Source organism: Pseudomonas sp. D4-21, from assembly GCF_051132125.1.
In the GTDB taxonomy this organism is placed as follows: Bacteria; Pseudomonadota; Gammaproteobacteria; order Pseudomonadales; family Pseudomonadaceae; genus Aquipseudomonas.
Window position 1 is genome coordinate 3,140,340 of the sequence record NZ_CP071664.1, and the last position, 12,283, is coordinate 3,152,622.

General features: G+C 60.1%; 10 protein-coding genes. 5 read left to right on the top strand and 5 right to left on the bottom strand.

Annotated features, from left to right (window positions below):
* Positions 1–2 precede the first annotated feature (2 nt).
* Positions 3–269: a DUF4212 domain-containing protein gene (locus J3Q04_RS13970; RefSeq protein ID WP_420766769.1), complete on the bottom strand. Its 267-nt coding sequence runs from the start codon at positions 267–269 to the stop codon at positions 3–5.
* Between the two features lie 244 nt (positions 270–513).
* On the opposite strand from J3Q04_RS13970, the gene J3Q04_RS13975 reads away from it, so the two are divergent.
* The 3 genes from J3Q04_RS13975 (at position 514) to J3Q04_RS13985 (ending at position 4,197) form a co-directional block, all read left to right on the top strand.
* A complete protein-coding gene (locus J3Q04_RS13975) occupies positions 514–2,310 on the top strand; it encodes a methyl-accepting chemotaxis protein (protein ID WP_420766768.1) in 1,797 nt (598 codons plus the stop codon).
* Positions 2,311–3,061: 751 nt separating this feature from the next.
* Positions 3,062–3,364, top strand: a complete 303-nt coding sequence (locus tag J3Q04_RS13980; RefSeq protein ID WP_014717988.1) for a transposase — start codon at positions 3,062–3,064, stop codon at positions 3,362–3,364.
* Between the two features lie 8 nt (positions 3,365–3,372).
* The gene (locus J3Q04_RS13985; protein ID WP_434611621.1) at positions 3,373–4,197 is read left to right on the top strand and encodes an IS3 family transposase; all 825 of its coding nucleotides are present in this window, start codon (positions 3,373–3,375) and stop codon (positions 4,195–4,197) included.
* 1,282 nt (positions 4,198–5,479) lie between these two features.
* On the opposite strand, the gene J3Q04_RS13990 is transcribed toward J3Q04_RS13985, so the two are convergent.
* Positions 5,480–5,677: a YbdD/YjiX family protein gene (locus J3Q04_RS13990; protein ID WP_072390895.1), complete on the bottom strand. Its 198-nt coding sequence runs from the start codon at positions 5,675–5,677 to the stop codon at positions 5,480–5,482.
* 15 nt (positions 5,678–5,692) lie between these two features.
* Positions 5,693–7,753, bottom strand: a complete 2,061-nt coding sequence (locus tag J3Q04_RS13995; protein WP_045156376.1) for a carbon starvation CstA family protein — start codon at positions 7,751–7,753, stop codon at positions 5,693–5,695.
* Between the two features lie 301 nt (positions 7,754–8,054).
* Between J3Q04_RS13995 and J3Q04_RS14000 the strand changes: the two genes are divergently transcribed.
* Together J3Q04_RS14000 and J3Q04_RS14005 are read left to right on the top strand one after the other, a co-directional pair.
* Entirely contained in the window at positions 8,055–9,416 is a 1,362-nt protein-coding gene (locus J3Q04_RS14000; protein ID WP_434611177.1) for a cache domain-containing protein, read from the top strand.
* 31 nt (positions 9,417–9,447) lie between these two features.
* The gene (locus J3Q04_RS14005) at positions 9,448–10,080 is read left to right on the top strand and encodes a response regulator (RefSeq protein WP_434611174.1); all 633 of its coding nucleotides are present in this window, start codon (positions 9,448–9,450) and stop codon (positions 10,078–10,080) included.
* Here J3Q04_RS14005 and J3Q04_RS14010 read toward each other — a convergent pair.
* Positions 10,067–10,939: an SDR family oxidoreductase gene (locus J3Q04_RS14010; RefSeq protein WP_434611171.1), complete on the bottom strand. Its 873-nt coding sequence runs from the start codon at positions 10,937–10,939 to the stop codon at positions 10,067–10,069. The genes J3Q04_RS14005 and J3Q04_RS14010 overlap by 14 nt on opposite strands.
* A gap of 58 nt (positions 10,940–10,997) precedes the next feature.
* Positions 10,998–12,227, bottom strand: coding sequence for an arabinose transporter (locus J3Q04_RS14015; protein ID WP_434563806.1), 1,230 nt, complete (start codon positions 12,225–12,227; stop codon positions 10,998–11,000).
* Positions 12,228–12,283 lie beyond the last annotated feature (56 nt).

A 12,283-nucleotide genomic window follows, 5' to 3' on the forward strand; every position in this document is an offset into this window, starting at 1 on the left:
CCTCAGTCTTCGTGAACGTCATATTTGCGATCAAGCTGATTCATCTTCCAGACATAGAAGAAGATCTCGAGCACAAAGACGTAGATGGACCCCTGCTGGGCAAACCAGAACCCCAGGGGCGTGCCGAAGAAACTGATGGTATTGAGTGAGTCGACCAGCAAGATGCCGAAACCGAACGACACCACGAACCAGATGACCAGCAACACCAGCATCCAGCGTAGATTTTCCGTCCAGTAGGCACGCGCAGCCTGTTGTTTTTCAGTGGACATCGAAGCGCCCTCTTGTTTTGTTGTTATTGTTTTGCACTTCAAACCGTAGCAGTCGCTGGGCAAGGCGCTAGTACGACTTTCGTCTAATTCGTAACAACAGTTATTGACATCCCTTTCGCACCGAAATGACAGGGCCAGGCCGCGTCAGAATCCCAGGGTGATATCAAATCGCCCCAACCCCCTAAAGCTTTGCCGTTCTCGGTCGAATGTATGCCATCGAATCTATTTTTTCCCTGGAGCTGTGATGCAGACGTTAAAGGCCTTGTATGAGTCTATCGAAATGCAATTTTTCGATACCCTCACCAAAAAGCTTTCAAGCCTTTTCCTCTTGGTCGCGGTCAGTGCCTTGCTTTATTGGGTGGCCCTCAGCGCCCGCGCCGATATCGTCCTGCAGTTGCGCACTGCCCAGCTTGACGCCGCGCTGCTGGGACAGATTCAAGACCGCCTCGACAGCCTCACCCATGCGCTGCTCTTCGGCGCGCTTTTGACGCTGGCCATGGTCAGTTTCATGGTCTGGTACTTCCGCCACCTCATCGTGCGCCCCGTTACCGCCATGACCAAAGCCCTGGAAGAGATCGCCAACGGCGAAGGCGACTTGTCCAAGGACCTGCCGCTGGTGACCCACGACGAGATCCGCACGCTGGCCGCCACCTGCAACCGTTTCCTGGCCAAGCAGCGCGAGATCATTAGCAACGTCCAGGCATTGACCGTCCATATCGCCGTCGAATCGGCCCGCTCGCTGAAGAACATCAGTGATTCCAGCGACAGCGCGACGCACCAGGCGCGCTTCGCCAAGGAAGTGATGGAGCAGAGCAATACCGCCGTGGGCCGTATCGAAGAGGTGTCGCGCCAGACCCAGGGCATATCCGGGACCACCGCGCAGAACCTGAGCATGGCCCGGGACTCCTACGCCGAATTGCTGGAAGTGACCGGCAACATCAGCGAGATTTCCAGCAGCCTCGGCGAGTTCGCCGGGCTGGTGGACGCCCTCAACCAGCGCTCTTCGAGCATCAAGTCGATTGTCGGCCTGATCCAGCAGATTTCCGCCCAGACCAACCTGTTGGCCCTCAACGCCGCCATCGAAGCCGCGCGTGCCGGGGAAAGTGGCCGTGGCTTTGCGGTGGTCGCCGATGAAGTGCGCACCTTGGCGCAGAACGTCAGCCGCGCCACCGACGATATCTCCCGTAACATCGACGCCATGTTGCAGGAAGTCAGCTCGACCCACGAACAGACCACCCAGATCAGCCACAGCGCCCGGGAAACCCAGAAAGTCGTTGAACGCGCGTCCGGTCATTTCGAAAGCATGATCGTCGACTTCGAATCCACCAACGGCAAGTTGGCCGACATCGCTGACCATATCCAGCAATTCGCCGATACCAACACTGGCATCAACGAACGAGTCACCCAGATCCACGCCGACAGCCAGTCGATCGACCAACGCATGCAGCAATCGGCGACCGCTACCCGCGACCTGTCTGGCGTGGCGGAGAAAGTCCAGACGCTACTGGGCCGCTTCGTGCTTGGCCACGGCAAGCTGGACGCCGCCATCACCCGTGCCAGCGAATGCCGCGACACGCTGCAGGTTCATTTGCAGGCGTTGCAGGATGAAGGTGTCAACCTGTTCGACCAGAATTACCAATTGATTCCCGGCACCGATCCCAAGCAATACATGACCAGTTATACCGAACGCTTTGCCCGGGTCTGCCAGGAAGAATGCGACAAGCTCACCCGCAGCACGCCGGGCGGCAAGGTCTCGTTCATTGTCGATACGAAGGGGTATTGCCCGGTCAATAACAGCTGGGTGTCCAAACAACCGACCGGAGACCGCGCGGTGGACCTACCGGTTTGCCGCAACAAGCGGATCTTCAACGACCCGATCGGCCTGCGCGCTGCGGGCAACGTCCAGCGCTTCCTGCTCCAGACCTACCTGCGCGACACCGGGGAAATCATGACCGAGATCGACGTGCCGTTCTTCTTCGGCGGCCGTCACTGGGGCAACTTGCGGGTGGGGTTTGATGCGGCGGTGTTGTTGGCGGACTAAGCGTTTCGACCAGCCGTGTGGGAGCGGTGATGTACGCAAATCTCGAGACCAGCCCAAAACAACTGTGGGAGCGAGCCTGCTCGCGATGGCGTCGGGTCAGTCAATTCATCACCAACTGACACTCCGCTATCGCGAGCAAGCTCGCTCCCACAAGGGAACCGGTGGTGTACAAAAATCCTGAGGCCTGCCCAAAACAACTGTGGGAGCGAGCTTGCTCGCGATGGCGTCAGGTCAATCAAATCCTCGTCAACTGACACTCCGCTATCGCGAGCAGGCTCGCTCCCACAAGGGAACCGGTGCTGTACAAAAATCCTGAGGCCACCCCAAAACAACTGTGGGAGCGAGCCTGCTCGCGATGGCGTCAGGTCAATCAAATCCTCGTCAACTGACACTCCGCTATCGCGAGCAGGCTCGCTCCCACAAGGCGATCTGTGGTGTACGCAATCCCACGGCCAGCCCAAAACAACTGTGGGAGCGAGCCTGCTCGCGATGGCGTCGGGTCAGTCAATTCATCACCAACTGACCCACCGCTATCGCGAGCAAGCTCGCTCCCACAAGGGAACCGGTGGTGTACAAAAATCCTGAGGCCTGCCCAAAACAACTGTGGGAGCGAGCCTGCTCGCGATGGCGTCGGGTCAGTCAATTCATCACCAACTGACCCACCGCTATCGCGAGCAAGCTGAACTGGCCTAATGATTTTGGACACTTCAATCGGGCGCTATGATAGCGCCCAAATCTGAGGTGTTTGGATATGCGTAAATCTTATTCGAGTGAGTTCAAGCTCAAGGCTGCCAGCATGGTGCTGGATGAAGGCCAGCCGGTTACCGAGGTCTGTGCCAGCCTAGATATCGGCCCCACTGCTCTGCGCCGCTGGGTCGATCAAGTGCAAAAAGAACGCCTGGGTTCGACCCCGGTAGGGGCCAAGGCGATTACCGCTGATCAGCGAGAAATCCAGAGGCTCAAAGCCCTACTCAGGGAGAAAGACCTGGACATTGAAATCCTAAAAAAGGCCAGTGCTCTCCTGCTTTTGGACGCCAAAGATCATTCACGCTGATCGATGAGCTGGACGAGCAATACGGCGTTAAAAGGTGTTGCCGGGCGTTTGGGATCAACCGCAGTAGTTTCTACGCCTGGCGCCAGCGCCAAGGCAGAGCAAATCCTGAACGGGACAAGCTCAAAGCCGCGCTGGTCAGGCACCACAGGGCGTCCAGAGAGTCGGCCGGCGCACGTACTTTGTCCAAGGAGCTAAAAGCCAAAGGGCATCGTATCGGACGTTATATGGCTCGCAGTTTGATGCGCGAAGCTGGCATCGCTAGTCGTCAGCGCAGGCGCCATAAGTACAAGTCGCCGGGCGTTGAGGCATTGGTGGCGCCGCACGTGCTCAAGCGAAAATTTGATGTAACGGCGGTTAACCAGGTGTGGTGTGGCGACGTGACTTACATCAAGGTCGGCAAGCGGTGGATGTACTTCGCCGCCGTTCTGGATCTGTACGCTCGGAGGATCGTGGGTTGGTCGTTCTCGATGATTTCTGATGCCAACCTGACCTGCGAAGCGCTACGCATGGCGGTTGAGCTACGCGGCCACCCCCAGGATGTGTTGTTTCATTCAGACCAAGGTTGTCAGTACACCAGTCATAAATTCCGAAACGAGCTTGTGAAACACGGGTTTAGGCAAAGTATGAGCCGTAAAGGCGAGTGCTGGGACAACGCCCCCATGGAGCGTTTCTTTGGTAGTTTGAAATCAGAGTGGGTTCCTGAAACGGGCTACAAACTGGAACATGAGGCCCGGGCAGACGTGCAGCGCTATGTCTCGCGCTACAACATCAGCAGGCCTCACAGCTACAACGACTACCGGTCGCCGGTCGCGAAGGAAAGGTTGGCGGCGTGAACCTTAATCGGTGTCCAAGATTACTTGACCAGTTCAAGCTCGCTCCCACAAGCGAACCGGTGGTGTACAAAAATCCTGAGGCCAACCCAAAACAACTGTGGAAGCGAGCCTGCTCGCGATGGCGTCAGGTCAGTCAATTCATCACCAACTGACACTCCGCTATCGCGAGCAGGCTCGCTCCCACAAGGGAACCGGTGGTGTACAAAAATCCTGAGACCAGCCCGAAACAACTGTGGGAGCGAGCCTGCTCGCGATGGCGTCGGGTCAGTCAATTCATCACCAACTGACCCACCGCTATCGCGAGCAAGCTCGCTCCCACAAGGGAACCGGTGGTGTACAAAAATCCTGAGACCAGCCCAAAACAACTGTGGGAGCGAGCCTGCTCGCGATGGTGTCGGGTCAGTCAATTCATCACCAACTGACACTCCGCTATCGCGAGCAAGCTCGCTCCCACAAGGGAACCGGTGCTGTACAAAAATCCTGAGACCAGCCCAAAACAACTGTGGGAGCGAGCCTGCTCGCGATGGCGTCGGGTCAGTCAATTCATCACCAACTGACCCACCGCTATCGCGAGCAAGCTCGCTCCCACAAGCGAACCGGTGGTGTACAAAAATCCTGAGGCCAACCCAAAACAACTGTGGAAGCGAGCCTGCTCGCGATGGCGTCAGGTCAGTCAATTCATCACCAACTGACACTCCGCTATCGCGAGCAGGCTCGCTCCCACAAGGGAACCGGTGGTGTACAAAAATCCTGAGACCAGCCCGAAACAACTGTGGGAGCGAGCCTGCTCGCGATGGCGTCGGGTCAGTCAATTCATCACCAACTGACCCACCGCTATCGCGAGCAAGCTCGCTCCCACAAGGGAACCGGTGGTGTACAAAAATCCTGAGACCAGCCCAAAACAACTGTGGGAGCGAGCCTGCTCGCGATGGCGTCAGGTCAGTCATTTCATCACCAACTGACACTCCGCTATCGCGAGCAGGCTCGCTCCCACAAGCGAACCGGTGGTGTACAAAAATCCTGAGACCAGCCCAAAACAACTGTGGGAGCGAGCCTGCTCGCGATAGCGTCGGGTCAGTCAATTCCTCACCAACTGACCCACCGCTATCGCGAGCAGGCTCGCTCCCACAAGGGAACCGGTGGTGTACAGAAAGTCCTGAGGCCACCCCAAAACAACTGTGGGAGCGAGCCTGCTCGCGATGGCGTCAGGTCAGTCAATTCATCATTAACTGACCCACCGCTATCGCGAGCAGGCTCGCTCCCACAAGGGATGGGCCTCAGTTCAACAGCACTTGGGCCCGGCCTTGCCGCCGTAACGGGCCTCTTGGCGCTCTCGGAAGAACGCCTCGTAGTCCATCAGCGGCTTGTCCGGGTGCTTGGTTTGCATGTGCTCGACGTAGTTGTCGTAGTCGGGCATGCCGACCATCAGGCGGGCGGCCTGACCGAGGTATTTACCGAGGCGACTCAAGTCATTGAACATCGTTGCAATCCTCTATCAAGCGTCCGGCAGGGCCTGGAATGGCGCTTCTTTGTCCGTGCGCTCTTTCGTGCCCCAGGCGGCGATGCCGACCTTGAGCGCGTAGAACAGGATGCTGAAGACCACGAACAGGAACAATACCGTCAGCGTTGCGTTGGTGTAGGCATTGAACACCACGTGCTGCATCTGCTCGATGCTCTTGGCCGGGGCCAGGATCTGGCCGGCGGCCAGGGCATCGTTGTATTTGCGCGCCAGGGCGAGGAAGCCGATCGCCGGGTTGGCGTCGAACAGCTTGATCAGGCCCGCGGTGGTGGTGCAGATCAGCAGCCAGCTCGCCGGCAGCAGCGTGACCCAGACGTAGCGCTGGCGCTTCATTTTGATCAGCACCACGGTGGCGAGCATCAGCGCGATACCGGCCAGCATCTGGTTGGAGATGCCGAACAGCGGCCACAAGGTGTTGATGCCGCCCAGCGGATCGATCACGCCCTGATACAGCAAGTAACCCCACAGCGCGACGCAGCCGGCGGTGGCGATCAGGTTGGCGGTCCAGGATTCGGTTCGCTTGAGGGCCGGCACGAACGAGCCGAGCAGATCCTGCAGCATGAACCGCCCGGCACGGGTGCCGGCGTCCACCGCGGTGAGGATGAACAGCGCTTCGAACAGGATCGCGAAGTGATACCAGAAGGCCATGGTGTTCTCACCCGGCAGCACCGAGTGCAGGATCTGCGCGATACCGACCGCCAGGGTCGGCGCACCGCCGGCACGGGCCAGGATGGTGGTTTCACCGATGTCCTTGGCCACCGCTTGCAGCGCGTCGGGGGTGATTGCAAAGCCCCAACTGCTGACGGTCTGGGCCACGGCCACCACGTCAGTGCCGACGATCGCCGCCGGGCTGTTCATGGCGAAGTACACGCCCGGCTCGATCACCGAGGCGGCAACCATCGCCATGATGGCCACGAAGGACTCCATCAGCATGCCGCCGTAACCGATGTAGCGGGCGTTGGTTTCGTTATCCAGCAGCTTGGGCGTGGTGCCCGAGGAGATCAGCGCATGGAAGCCCGAGACCGCGCCGCAGGCGATGGTGATGAACAGGAACGGGAACAAGCCGCCCTTCCACACCGGCCCGGTGCCGTCGGTGAACTGAGTCAGCGCGGGCATTTTCAGTTCGGGCATGGTGACCAGGATGCCGATCGCCAGGGCGACGATGGTGCCGATCTTGAGGAAGGTCGACAGGTAGTCCCGTGGCGCCAGGATCAGCCACACCGGCAGGACCGCCGCGACAAAACCGTAGCCGATCAGCATCCAGGTGATCTGGATTCCGGTGAAGGTGAAGGCCTTGGCCCAGACCGGATCGGCGGCGATCTGCCCGCCCAGCCAGATAGAACCCAACAGCAACAGCACGCCGATGATCGAGATCTCGCCGATGCGGCCCGGGCGGATGTAGCGCATGTAGATGCCCATGAACATCGCGATCGGGATGGTCGCCATCACCGTGAAGATGCCCCACGGGCTCTCGGCCAGGGCCTTGACCACGATCAGCGCCAGCACCGCGAGGATGATGATCATGATCAGGAAGCAGCCGAACAGCGCGATGGTGCCGGGAATACGGCCCATTTCCTCGCGCACCATGTCGCCCAGGGAGCGACCGTTGCGGCGGGTGGACAGGAACAGGACCATGAAGTCCTGCACCGCACCGGCCAGCACCACGCCGGCGATCAGCCAGAGCGTGCCGGGCAGGTAGCCCATCTGCGCGGCCAGCACCGGCCCGACCAGCGGCCCCGCGCCGGCAATGGCCGCGAAGTGGTGGCCGAACAGGATGTGCTTGTTGGTCGGGACGTAGTCCAGGCCATCGTTGTTGAGCACGGCAGGCGTGGCCCGGCGCGCATCGAGTTGCATCACGTTGTTGGCGATGAAGAGGCTGTAGTAGCGATAGGCGACCAGGTAAATGGCCACGGCTGCGACGACGATCCAGAGGGCGTTGATCGGCTCTCCGCGGCGCAAGGCCACGACACTCAGCGCACAAGCTCCCAGAACAGCCACGGCAAACCAGGCGAGGTGTTTAACCAAACGGGTTGTCATTGCGTGTCTCCTGCCGATATCCAATGGATTGCGGCGATTGTTTTTATAGTGTGCCCCGGCTATTCGGAGCCGGCCCAATATCCCTGCATGCCGTCAATAAATAAATCCGTAGTACTACGTAGAACCCCGATTCCCTTGTGGGAGCGAGCCTGCTCGCGAAAGCGGCGTGTCCGTTAATGATGATTTGACTGCCCCATCGCCTTCGCGAGCAGGCTCGCTCCCACAGGTCTTATGCCGCGCGCACAGGTTTGGCATATGATGCCGCCATTCGCCTCCCCGCCGCGCCCGGACTGGAGTAAAGATGCTGCTCAAACACAAAATCGTTGCTCTCGGGATCCTGCCGCTGGTCCTGGCGATTGCTGTCATCGGTGCCTTGGTCATCTCGCTCAACCGCCAGTTGGGTGATCAACAGGCGCAACTGATCGAAGACAGCATCCTGGCGAGCAAGCGCGCCGAATTGAAGAACTATGTCGAGATGGCGCAGAGCCTGATCGCGCCGCTGTATGACAACGGCCAGGGCGACGCGCGGGCACAGCAGCAGGTACTGGAAGAGCTGCGCAAGCTCAGCTTCGGTATCAACGGATATTTCTTCGTGTACGACCGCCAGGGTCGCAGCCTGATGCACGCCCGGCAGTCGGAACTGGTCGGGCAATACCTTTGGGACATGAAAGATCCCCAGGGCCTGCCCGTCATCCAGGCGTTGCTCAAGAGCGCCGAATCGGGTGAAGGCTTCCAGCGTTATGCCTGGAACAAGCCTTCCTCCGGCCAGGTGACCGACAAACTGGCCTATGTCGTGATGCTCGATCGCTGGGGCTGGATGCTCGGCACCGGGATTTACCTGGAGGACGTGGAGCGTGCCACCCAACAGGCCCGCGCCGAAGTGGCCCAAGGCATCCACACCACCATGCAGGCGATCGCCGCCATTGCTCTGATCGCGGTGCTGCTGGTGTTCGCCGGCGGCATTACCCTCAACGTCAGCGAGCATCGCCTGGCCGACAAGAAACTGCAGCGCTTGAACCAGCGCATTGTCAGCTTGCAAGAGGAAGAGCGCTCCCGGGTATCCCGTGAATTGCATGACGGCATCAGCCAACTGTTGGTGTCGATCAAGTTCCAGTTCGAGCTGGCCAGCCACGTCATCGAGAACGGCCAGGAAAATGGAGTGGGCATCTTGAAAAACGCCACGGACCGACTGGGTGAAGCCATCGGTGAAATCCGTAGCATCTCCCACGACCTGCGCTCGTCTTTGCTCGACACCCTGGGCCTGCCTGCCGCCATCGGCCAGCTTGCGGCCGAATTCGAGCAACGCAGCGGCCTGGAAGTGTCCTACCGAAGCAACGAATTCGACTGTCGCCTGGAAAACGGCGCACCGGTCTCGCTGTTTCGCATCGCCCAGGAAGCGCTGACCAACATCGAGCGTCACGCCGGGGCGAAGCGTGTCGCCATCACCCTGTTCGGCTCCGGCCAGTCCTTGCGCCTGACCGTTGTGGATGACGGGATGGGCTTCAACGTTCCACAGGTCGAGCGCGGCCATACGGGCATCGGCTTGCGTAATATCCGCGAACGGGTCGAGCATTTTGGCGGGCGGCTGGACATGACATCGGTGCCAGGACGAAGCGAACTGGATATCCTCTTGCCCATGACCATGCCCACCACGGAAAGCTGATGCGCCTTGAATTCAACAAGAGCCCTTGCCGATGACCCTGTCTCCAGCCATACGCGTCGCCCTGGTCGACGATCATTCCCTGGTCCGGGACGGCATCCGCGCCCTGCTGTCCGTCATGCCCCGGCTGGATGTGGTTGGCGAAGCGGAGAATGGTGTACAGGCCATCGAAATGGTCGAACGCTGCCAGCCGGATCTCCTGTTGATGGACATCGGCCTCAAGGACATGAACGGCCTTGAGCTGACCCGGCTGCTGGGCAGGCAGCACCCAGGCTTGAAGATCCTGGTCCTGAGCATGTATGACAATCATGAGTACGTCAGCGAATCCGTGCGCGCCGGCGCCAGCGGCTATGTCCTGAAGAACTCGCCGTCGAAGGAAATCATCGCCGCCATCGAGGCCATCATCAACGGCGGCACCTTCTACAGCGCCGAGATCGCCCAGCGCCTCGCCACCGACCCACACACCGACAGCGAGCTGACGCCGCGCGAGACCCAGGTGCTGAAGAAAATGGTCCAGGGCTTCAACAACAAGGAAATGGCCCGCGAGCTGGACATCAGCGTCCGCACCGTCGAAACCCACCGCCTGAGCATTCGCCGAAAGCTCAACATCGACAAGCCCGCGGCCCTGGTGAAATACGCGATCGACCACGGGATCATTCCGCACTGATGTAGTAACCAGGATGTTCAAGATCATCCAACAACCCCGGCCCGCTCGGCACCCAACCCAACAAACCGCGGGTGTACTCACTGGACACCGCCATGTTCGCGCCCGCCATGTGAGCGAACCAGCCAAAATGCTCGCGCTCTCGGGACTCGACCGGCACTCCCAGGCCACGTCCTATCGCCTGGGCAATGTCCTTGAAGGGTACAGCTTCGTCGGTAACGGCATGGTAGACGGACTGGGTCACGCCCTGCTCAAGCGCCAATCGATAGACCCGTGCCGCATCCAGTCGATGCACGCCCGACCAGCAATGGTTACCGTCGCCGAGATAAGCCGATACGCCCTGCTCACGGGCCAGACGAATCAGGATCGGTACGAATCCATAGTCGCCGACGCCATGGACCGATGGCGCCAACCGAACCGTCGCCACGCGCACACCACGCTCGGTCAGATCCCTAGCCGTGGCTTCGGTCTTGCGAGGCGAGGCCGGGCTGACCACTTCCAGCTCACTGGCGCCCCGGGTCAATCCGAACAAGCCCGAGGTCACCAATAGCGGTCGCTCGGAGCCTTGCAACGCGCCGCCCAGTGCCATAATCGCGTGACGGTCTTGCTCGGCATTTTCGGCAAATCGTGAAAAATCATGATTAAAAGCGGTGTGAATAACCGCATCCGCCGCCGACGCTGCATGATGCAGGACATCCAGATCATCCAACGTCCCTTGAATTACTCTCGCGCCGGTGGCGGCGAGCGCGGCAACCTTTTCTTCGCAACGGGCCAGGCCGGTGACTTGATGCCCGGCGCCGAGCAAATCCTGCACCACGGCCGACCCAACCCAGCCCGTGGCACCGGTAACGAATACGTGCATGAGCAACGCTCCTGTCTGGAAAAGCGAGATAGAAAGTCTTCTATAACCTGAACAAGGCTCAGGATTTGTATTGAACTTGTATTTCCCGACTTCGGAGCAACATCAAGGCCACCCCGAACGACAACGCAACCGCAACAGCACCGCCCAAGTAAACCGCCTCGATGCCCCAACCACTGGCCAGCACACCAGCCAGCGGGCTGGTCATGCCCAGGGAAATATCCAGGAAGGCAACATAGGCGCCCATGGCGAGGCCACGTGACTGCGGCGGAGCACGCCGCACTGCTTCCACGCCAAAACCGGGAAACGCCAGGGAATAACCGAAGCCGGTAAACGCGGCGCCGAGATAGGCGATGAATGCCGTATCGGCGCCCCAGATGAGCAGCAGCCCAACGGCCTCGATCACGACGCAGACCAATGCGACACGCGCGCCACCGATCTTGTCCGGAAGATGCCCGAACAACAGCCGCGCGCCGATGAAGGCCAGACCGAACGCCGTGAACGCGAGCGAAGCGTTGCCCCAATCCCTGGCCGCGAATAACAAGGCAATGAACGCTGTCACGACACCAAAGCCGACGCTGCAAAACGCCAGGCCCATGCCGGGAACCCATACCGCGCCGAACATCTTGTAGAACGGTGTGCGCCGGGTCGCCGTAGGGGCTACGCCGCGGACGCCGGCGACAACCGCCAAGGCCAACAGCGCAATAAACGCCGACGCCACAACGATGCCCATGAAACCCCAACCCGAATCGAGCGCCACGCCAAGCGGGGCGCCCAGGGCGAACGCGCCATACATGGCAATGCCATTCCAGGCCATGACCTTGCCGGCATGCTGCCCCCCTACAAGACCGATGCCCCACCCCAACGCCCCGGTGACGATCAGGCTTTCACCGATCGCCAGCAGCACGCGACCGCCTACTAACAGCCAGACCGACAACACCGGCGTAGCGACGAACGCCAGGGACAGCAGATAGACCAAAGCGGAAACCGCCGCCGTCACCAGCCCGACCATGACCGCGCGCTTGCCGCCGCGCAGGTCGGCGAAATTGCCGGCCCAGGATCGCGACAGCAGCGCCGCGGCGAACTGTGCACCCACTACCAGGCCAATCACCAACGTGCCCATCCCCAGCGTGTCGTGCAAATGAAGCGGCAAAACTGGCAGTTGCATGCCGATGGTGAGAAAGCCGATGAACACGGTCAACGTGAGCGGCAACAATTTGAATACCGGATTGGTTTCGACGGCTGCCGGGGGCGCCACAGAGGCACCCGGATGAATATCTTCTTGAGTCATAACCCTACCCATGGAAAGGGACGCGAAGTGAAGTTGAATGCCGCTTGCGCAGCCGC

Coding starts and splice junctions, on each gene's coding strand:
- J3Q04_RS13970 (WP_420766769.1), bottom strand. CDS start 269: ATGTCCACTGAAAAACAACAGGCTGCGCGTGCCTACTGGACGGAAAAT.
- J3Q04_RS13975 (WP_420766768.1), top strand. CDS start 514: ATGCAGACGTTAAAGGCCTTGTATGAGTCTATCGAAATGCAATTTTTC.
- J3Q04_RS13980 (WP_014717988.1), top strand. CDS start 3,062: ATGCGTAAATCTTATTCGAGTGAGTTCAAGCTCAAGGCTGCCAGCATG.
- J3Q04_RS13990 (WP_072390895.1), bottom strand. CDS start 5,677: ATGTTCAATGACTTGAGTCGCCTCGGTAAATACCTCGGTCAGGCCGCC.
- J3Q04_RS13995 (WP_045156376.1), bottom strand. CDS start 7,753: ATGACAACCCGTTTGGTTAAACACCTCGCCTGGTTTGCCGTGGCTGTT.
- J3Q04_RS14000 (WP_434611177.1), top strand. CDS start 8,055: ATGCTGCTCAAACACAAAATCGTTGCTCTCGGGATCCTGCCGCTGGTC.
- J3Q04_RS14005 (WP_434611174.1), top strand. CDS start 9,448: ATGACCCTGTCTCCAGCCATACGCGTCGCCCTGGTCGACGATCATTCC.
- J3Q04_RS14010 (WP_434611171.1), bottom strand. CDS start 10,939: ATGCACGTATTCGTTACCGGTGCCACGGGCTGGGTTGGGTCGGCCGTG.
- J3Q04_RS14015 (WP_434563806.1), bottom strand. CDS start 12,227: ATGACTCAAGAAGATATTCATCCGGGTGCCTCTGTGGCGCCCCCGGCA.